The following is a 6664-nucleotide window of genomic DNA, read 5'->3' on the forward strand; positions in this document are numbered from 1 at the left end:
CGGGCCATTCATAGGTTCAACACCGTTGAACATGACATGACCCTGCAGGTGTACTGGCCCAGCGCCTGCCCCCGTTGCCACCTCAAGGAACGATGCTCGCCCAGTGACTATCGTCGCATCCGGCGATGGGAGCACGAGAATATACTGGATGCCATGGAGCGTCGTCTCGACAGGAAGCCCGATGCAATGACGATTCGCCGAAGCACAGTTGAGCATGTGTTCGGCACGCTGAAGCACTGGATGGGTCCCGCACACTTCCTGACCCGGACACTCGCGCGGGTGAGTACGGAGATGAGCCTTCAGGTATTGGCCTACAACCTGAAGCGGGTCATGAACATACTCGGTGTCGCGGGAACGATAAGGGCAATCAAGATTGCAGGAAGTTAAAGCCCGGGGGGCTTTGCCAGACTCGCGAGACACAAGTAAGCGTAAGCTAGATCGACCGAACTTGATCTAACTGAAGCGAGACCGGCCGTTCAACGTCAGAAATTGTGTTCTCACACGGTCTCGACCCATAGCCGCCATCCGAGCAAGCAGGATGTCAACGTCAGCTTTCGGGCGTGTCACGACGCTCAGATCGGAAGTAAAGACAGCGGCCTTTTAGCGGATAAGCATTATTATAGAACGCTAACTCTGACGTTATTTAGCATCTTTGTTGCAACGCACCACGTCTGCGGTGTAGAGTCGGATACGTCTCCTCCATGTCCGCTAGGAATGGATTCAGCCCCCTACTTTGGCGGGCTTTTTTCTTTGCGCTGCCTCAGACTGAGATCACTCAGTAAGCCAGCGGGCGACAACTTCAGGGCGGTCCGACCTATACGAAGCAAACTTCACGTCGCCCCCTGCGTACACAATGACCGTTCGCCCCATTACGCGATACGCTCCACAGTAAGAGCGACCATCCAGTTCGATGCTGACCGGCCGCGTAACTCGTATTCTGCGGGGGCACTTTGTTACCGTATTTTGTCAAAAATGTGACATTAACTGGGCTGCCCCGCTAGGTCAAACGACGATGTGATACGCATATCTTTTAAAGCACGCCGATTGGTTCTCTGCGATGAATTGTCATGCAGCAATCGCTTGAGCGTGACCGACAATTCAGCTAACTTAAATGCCGCGTGGTCGAAATTTCCGGCGTTCCGTCGAAGGTGATAGCGAAATGGACATGCAAACGAACATAGCGAGTCATCGCCGTGCTTACATGATGTCCCGTCTCCAACGCGCGATGCGAAGACTGACGCTTGCTCAGAATCGACGACAGGAATTAGATGCAAGACACTGGGTAAATGCCTGGAGCAGCGCAGTCGGTAATCTGCATTTCGAGATAGCGGCCCCTCCAGCGCGTGCCAATACACTTTCAGGCGCCGCCAATTATCGAACGTAGCTACTGGCAACTGCGTTCACGCGCAAGTCGCTTTTTTGCTGGCCGGACCTGGGGCTTAGAGGCAGGCACTGAACCTCGTTACCGAGTGAGCGCCGGTTTCCCCAATGACCCTTTTCGGCCTTACACGAGCAAACAATTTCGAATCACGCATTTACCCTACAACGTCCGTTTACTCACAAACCGCCCAGCCGCTTCGACAGTTCAGTTCATACCTCATTGAAACGTTGCCTCCGAAGTAAGCAGCATACTCAATCAGACCATGCCAGATGTCCTATAAGGCGACCACCCAGTGCGGAGGAGATAATGACCGACACGTCGTTTCAGACCATTCAGCCCAAGATCCTTTATTTCGGGACTCCCGTCGCGCTTGTCAGTTCATGCAACGAAGATGGTTCGACCAACATCGCACCTATCTCCTCATTTTGGGCGCTGGGGTGGACCATGATGCTCGGCCTGCTCGACGAAACGAAAACCGCTGAAAATCTTGCTCGCCATCCCGAGTGCGTAGTCAATATTCCCTCTCCTGACCTCTGGCGCCAGGTGGAAGATCTTGCACCGCTTACGGGCAAAGATCCCGTACCGGACCTGAAGGCAAAGCAGTTCCATTTCGAGAAAGACAAGTTTGAAGCGGGTGACTTCACACCCATGACGAGCGAACTGGTTAAACCAGATCGAGTAGCCGAATGTCCCATGCATCTTGAAGCGAGGGTTCGTCATATCCATCGCATGGGCGGAGAGAAACTCGAGCAACTCGGCGGTGGCGTTGCAGCCGAAGTCGAAATAGTCCGGGTACATGCAGACAGAGCATTCATGACCGAAAGTCAACATATTGACACGGAAAAGTGGTCACCTCTCATCTATAACTTCCGGCACTATTTCAGGCTCGCAGCAAAAGAGCTCGGAAAGACGTTCCGAGCCTAGCGAAAAAAACCACGCTCGATCGTGAGAGTCTTTTCACCGTGACTATCGCTTTAAAAGGTTAATCGACCGGTGTCGACACCAACGTACGGCGTTAGGAATCCTTACCATCTCCGCGTGTCGATGGGCTTGAGCCTGCTCCAACGATTCAAGCACACACGGTTTCTACAAGCGGGGACATTTGCAAGACGCGGCCCAATGCCCGAAGACGAATACCCACAGAAGAACAGCAAAGGTATTGCACTGCTCGACGAAGTTTTCCGCGATCGGGAAAGACACGCTCCACGCAGATTGACATCAAGCAACGCGACATCAAACCCACCCCATCAGCCACCAGCAAACTGGCGCCGCTGCTGGTTATCTCTTCCCACAAGCGTTCAAGCATGTCCTGAACGAGCATCGAGAAGCCTGTTTCGCCTCGCAAAGTTGAACGGAAAGTTGGACAAAAAAATAGCCCGCCGGAATGCGCGGGCCCTCAAACACACTGCCGGTATCTAGGGTTAACCAGTTGCCGGGATCGCACACCATACGTGCGCCAAATCGCCAGATCAAGCCCGCGCACGGTGTTCAATCCTGTTTATGTGAATCGCATATTACTAACCATTACACCGTTGCAAGATCCTTGCTTGAAACGTTCCCGGTAGAGTGTCTAGGCCGGACTGGCCCTTGAGGACGCTCCACAGCCATCCTATCAATGTCGTGGCGGTAGCCCAAATCCTTAAGCGACTTTCATTGCAGTCAAGGCTTTGATCGCCTCGGATGCCATAGAATAGATCTATGCTGCAGCTTCCGTTCCGATGAAATTCCCGACTGGCACCGTGCCCGGCAATTCTTAACCACCTTGAGGAGTTGCAATGGACAACCGTATCGCTATCGCGGGTACGCTGATGGATGCCTATCACGTTTGCGCGTTTTTCGACAGCCGCGAACAGGAATACGAGGCTCTCCTTCCCTACTATCGGCAGGCAGTGGAAGCTGGAGAAAAAAATTTCCACATCGTCGATCCGGCTCTTGCCAATGACCATCGGGCGAGGCTGGAGGCCTCTGGTATCGATACCCACGAATGCGAGGCGTGCGGCCAGCTGGAAGTAATCACCTGGCCGGAAGCGTACCTCGACGACGAGGGCAAGTTTGACAAGAAACGCATGCTGGACATGGTCGATCGGCTCACAGGGTCTGGACGGGACGCGGGCTTCACCCGTCTTCGCATCATGGGAAACATGGATTGGGCCTTCGAGGACCTCTCTACCGCGCCCGATCTGATCGAATACGAAGCCGAGGTGAACGAGATTATCGAGCGTAACCGTCAGCCCGCTGTGTGCGTCTACGATATGGCCAAACTCTCTGGCGCCATGCTCATGGACGTCTTGCGTACGCACCCGCTTACGCTCATCAATGGTGTCGTGCAGGAGAACCCCTTCTTCATCCCGCCCTCGGAGATGCTGAAGGAGCTGGAGTCTCGCAAAATGCGGGCAGCCGCATAACGCGATAGTGGATGATGCAAGTATGACAAGACGGGCCAAATGAGCGGCGATCGGTATGGCGATCAGAGCCCGGAAAGCGCGCTAAGAGACCTGATGGGCCTGCTCGCGCTGCCGGCGCTTTGGCCTGGGCGTGACGGTACGGCCATTGTTGGGCTGATGGCACAGGCGATCGAGCGGATCGTTCCGCTTGACATCTGCTACGTCGACGTTCCGCTGCTACCCGACACGCCCCCGCTCGTACAACTGCGAGTGCGCGGCACGCTGGTCGGCGGGGACGACCTGACCGGCTGGCAGGAAGCTATCAAGGGATGGCATCACATTCCGATTGGGACACGCGTCAGTCTGAACGACACCCCGCTCGGGCAGACAAGAATGCTACGGCTGAGCATGGGTTTCAGCTCGGGCCACGGCAGCATCTGGTTTGGCGCGCTGGCGCCGTCCTTCCCGACTGTCAATCAGGTTGCCTTTCTGCGGGCCGCCACCTCCCAGGCGGCCACCGGCATCCTCGCCGCGCGGGCGGCGCACGAGCGCGAAGAGGCAAACAGATCGAAAGACGAGTTTCTCGCGATGCTCGGCCACGAACTGCGCAATCCGCTGGCGCCCATCTCGACCGCTTTGGGTCTGATCCGGCGCGAGAACGGCAACACGGCCGACAAGTATCACCAGATTCTCGAGCGGCAGGTTGCCCATCTTTCCCGTCTTGTCGAAGATCTGCTCGATGTCAGCCGGATCACCCGCGGAAAGATAGAGCTATCGCGCGAAAGCCTGCGGATCGGATCGGTGATCACGCGGGCCGTCGAAGCGGCGAGTCCACTCGTCGAGCAGCGCCAGCAACGGCTGTCGGTCGCAATATCCGACGACGGCGCCCTGCTCTACGGTGACCTGACGCGCCTGACCCAGGCATTCAGTAATCTGCTGAACAATGCCGCCAAATACACCGACGTCGGTGGAGAAATCTGGGTCAATGCGCGAGCCAGTGATAACCAGATCGCCGTCACTGTTGCCGACAATGGCGCTGGCATCAGTGCCGAATTGATGCCAAAGCTGTTCAGGATTTTCGAGCAGGGACGAACCACGATCGACCGTTCGGAGGGAGGACTGGGCATTGGTCTGGCGCTCGTCCGCAATCTGGTCGAACTGCACGGAGGTACGGTTTCCGCATCGAGTGATGGGCCGGGGGAAGGCTCAATGTTCACGGTGACACTGCCCCTTGCGTCCGGCGAAGAGGTTGCCACGGCGTTTCAACAAGGGGGGCGGGTTCCCGAAATCCGATCGGATCGCCCGGGTACGCGGGTTCTTCTGGTCGACGACAATCTGGATGGCCTGCTTTCCATGGAAGCCTTCCTGGCGGACGTGGGATTTGATGTGGCAACGGCGTTCGATCCGTTGCAGGCGCTGGATCTGGCCGCCCAGTTCCGGCCTGACATTGCAGTACTTGACATCGGCTTGCCCGGAATGGATGGGTATGAACTGGCTGTCGCGCTGCGAGGGCAATCGCAACACGCAGGCCTTCGACTGTTCGCGTTAAGCGGCTACGGTCAGGCGGATGATGTGAAACGCTCGCGCGCAGCCGGCTTCGAGCGACATTTCGTGAAGCCGGTAGCGCTAATAGATCTGGTTGATGCGTTAAGCGGCAATGAGAAGCCGGCCACGTAGCAACTGGTTGGGCGCGAAACCCTTCTGTCTTCGGACGTCGTGTAAGGGATGCTGCTGGCCGCAATAAGCCGAACGCTGACTGGGCTGACTATTGCACGTCACCGCCACATCGGCTCGCATCCTCTCGCGGCAGAGAAACGAGATGCCCTTGGCGCTACAACATCAACTCCTCGGGGTATGCATTTCAAATTTGCTTAAGTAGCTTCCCCCATGCGGCCGGGGTACATTGACTGGGCGTTCCACACGTTAAATCGCTGACCTATCACTGGTTCGGCTGTGCGGTCCGGAACTACCAAGAACATCGGGTTGACGCAGTAGCCGGCCGGGTGGTGGCGAGCCACCCTTACCAGGCTTGTCAGTCTGCGCTCGGGCTTTCCGATAACGAGTGCATGAGCTCGGCAACACCAACACGGGTTCCCTCCTGAGAAGGCGGAAATTCTTTCATGCTCTGCGCGAACGCCTTCAGGGGGCGCCAGCAGCGGCAGGATCCGGGCACATCCGGCGTTCATTCGTCAAGTGCTATTGACCAGCCGCAGCCGCAAAGCTCTCCACACAGATATCTCACAGGGCGCGCATTTTGCTACCAACGGGTCATTTGCGTGGAGGTTCTCATGCCATTTAGCAAATTCTCCCAATCCACGTACGACGTCTGCCGGCTCACAGATCAGGAGTGGGAACGAATTGCACATCTGTTTCCAGCAGGCAATACGCGCGGACGCCCACGGCTTGATGCTCGCCCTGTGCTCGAGGCGGTACTATGGGCCTGCACCGATGATCACAAATGGAGCCGTCTTCCCGATGTGTATCCACCACGACAGACCTGCTATCTGCACTTTCTTAAGTGGCGTCGCTTAGGGCTTCTCGCACGGGTTGCCGACGTCCTGAACATGCCTGTTGATACTTTGTGTGCAACGACGGCACGTGACTAACTGCGTCGCGATCATTCGTTGTCGCTGCCAGCGACCCTCATTGAGACTGAATATTGTGGGCGTGCAACCGATAGATTGTGGCGCAGCCTCTTTTTTTAACGAGCGTCCCCGCGTGAGCGGCGCCTTCTGTTAGTTGAAACGTAAAGTTTTGTGCGTCGGCATTTTTTCGATCGAGTCGCTACTTCCAACGTCGGTAAGCGACCCAGCCTGTGTGAAAACACATCAATCGCCTAAACTCAATCAACGCACTGAGACCGGGTAACTCATGAAGCGATTCGTTGAAGGCGATGACC

General features: G+C 56.3%; 5 protein-coding genes. All 5 read left to right on the plus strand.

Translation table 11 applies throughout. The annotated features are described in order from the left end of the window. Nucleotides 1–387 (plus strand): transposase (locus ABH945_RS36020; RefSeq protein ID WP_429253876.1); only part of this gene is annotated, 387 nt, incomplete at its 5' end. A gap of 1300 nt (nucleotides 388–1687) precedes the next feature. Continuing rightward, on the plus strand, nucleotides 1688–2305 hold the full coding sequence (locus tag ABH945_RS36025) for a flavin reductase family protein (RefSeq protein WP_429253877.1): 618 nt from the start codon (nucleotides 1688–1690) through the stop codon (nucleotides 2303–2305). Between the two features lie 851 nt (nucleotides 2306–3156). Further along, entirely contained in the window at nucleotides 3157–3786 is a 630-nt protein-coding gene (locus ABH945_RS36030; protein WP_429253878.1) for an MEDS domain-containing protein, read from the plus strand. 39 nt (nucleotides 3787–3825) lie between these two features. Then, complete coding sequence (locus ABH945_RS36035) at nucleotides 3826–5442, plus strand: hybrid sensor histidine kinase/response regulator (RefSeq protein WP_429253879.1); 1617 nt, start codon at nucleotides 3826–3828, stop codon at nucleotides 5440–5442. A gap of 611 nt (nucleotides 5443–6053) precedes the next feature. Beyond that, on the plus strand, nucleotides 6054–6371 hold the full coding sequence (locus ABH945_RS36040) for a transposase (protein ID WP_429253880.1): 318 nt from the start codon (nucleotides 6054–6056) through the stop codon (nucleotides 6369–6371). Nucleotides 6372–6664 lie beyond the last annotated feature (293 nt).

The sequence above is a fragment of the Paraburkholderia sp. GAS333 genome, assembly GCF_050435665.1.
In the GTDB taxonomy this organism is placed as follows: Bacteria; Pseudomonadota; Gammaproteobacteria; order Burkholderiales; family Burkholderiaceae; genus Paraburkholderia; species Paraburkholderia fungorum_A.

Bases quoted from the DNA above. Each gene is read 5' to 3' on its own strand.
- ABH945_RS36025 (WP_429253877.1), top strand. From the start codon at position 1,688: ATGACCGACACGTCGTTTCAGACCATTCAGCCCAAGATCCTTTATTTC.
- ABH945_RS36030 (WP_429253878.1), top strand. From the start codon at position 3,157: ATGGACAACCGTATCGCTATCGCGGGTACGCTGATGGATGCCTATCAC.
- ABH945_RS36035 (WP_429253879.1), top strand. From the start codon at position 3,826: ATGAGCGGCGATCGGTATGGCGATCAGAGCCCGGAAAGCGCGCTAAGA.
- ABH945_RS36040 (WP_429253880.1), top strand. From the start codon at position 6,054: ATGCCATTTAGCAAATTCTCCCAATCCACGTACGACGTCTGCCGGCTC.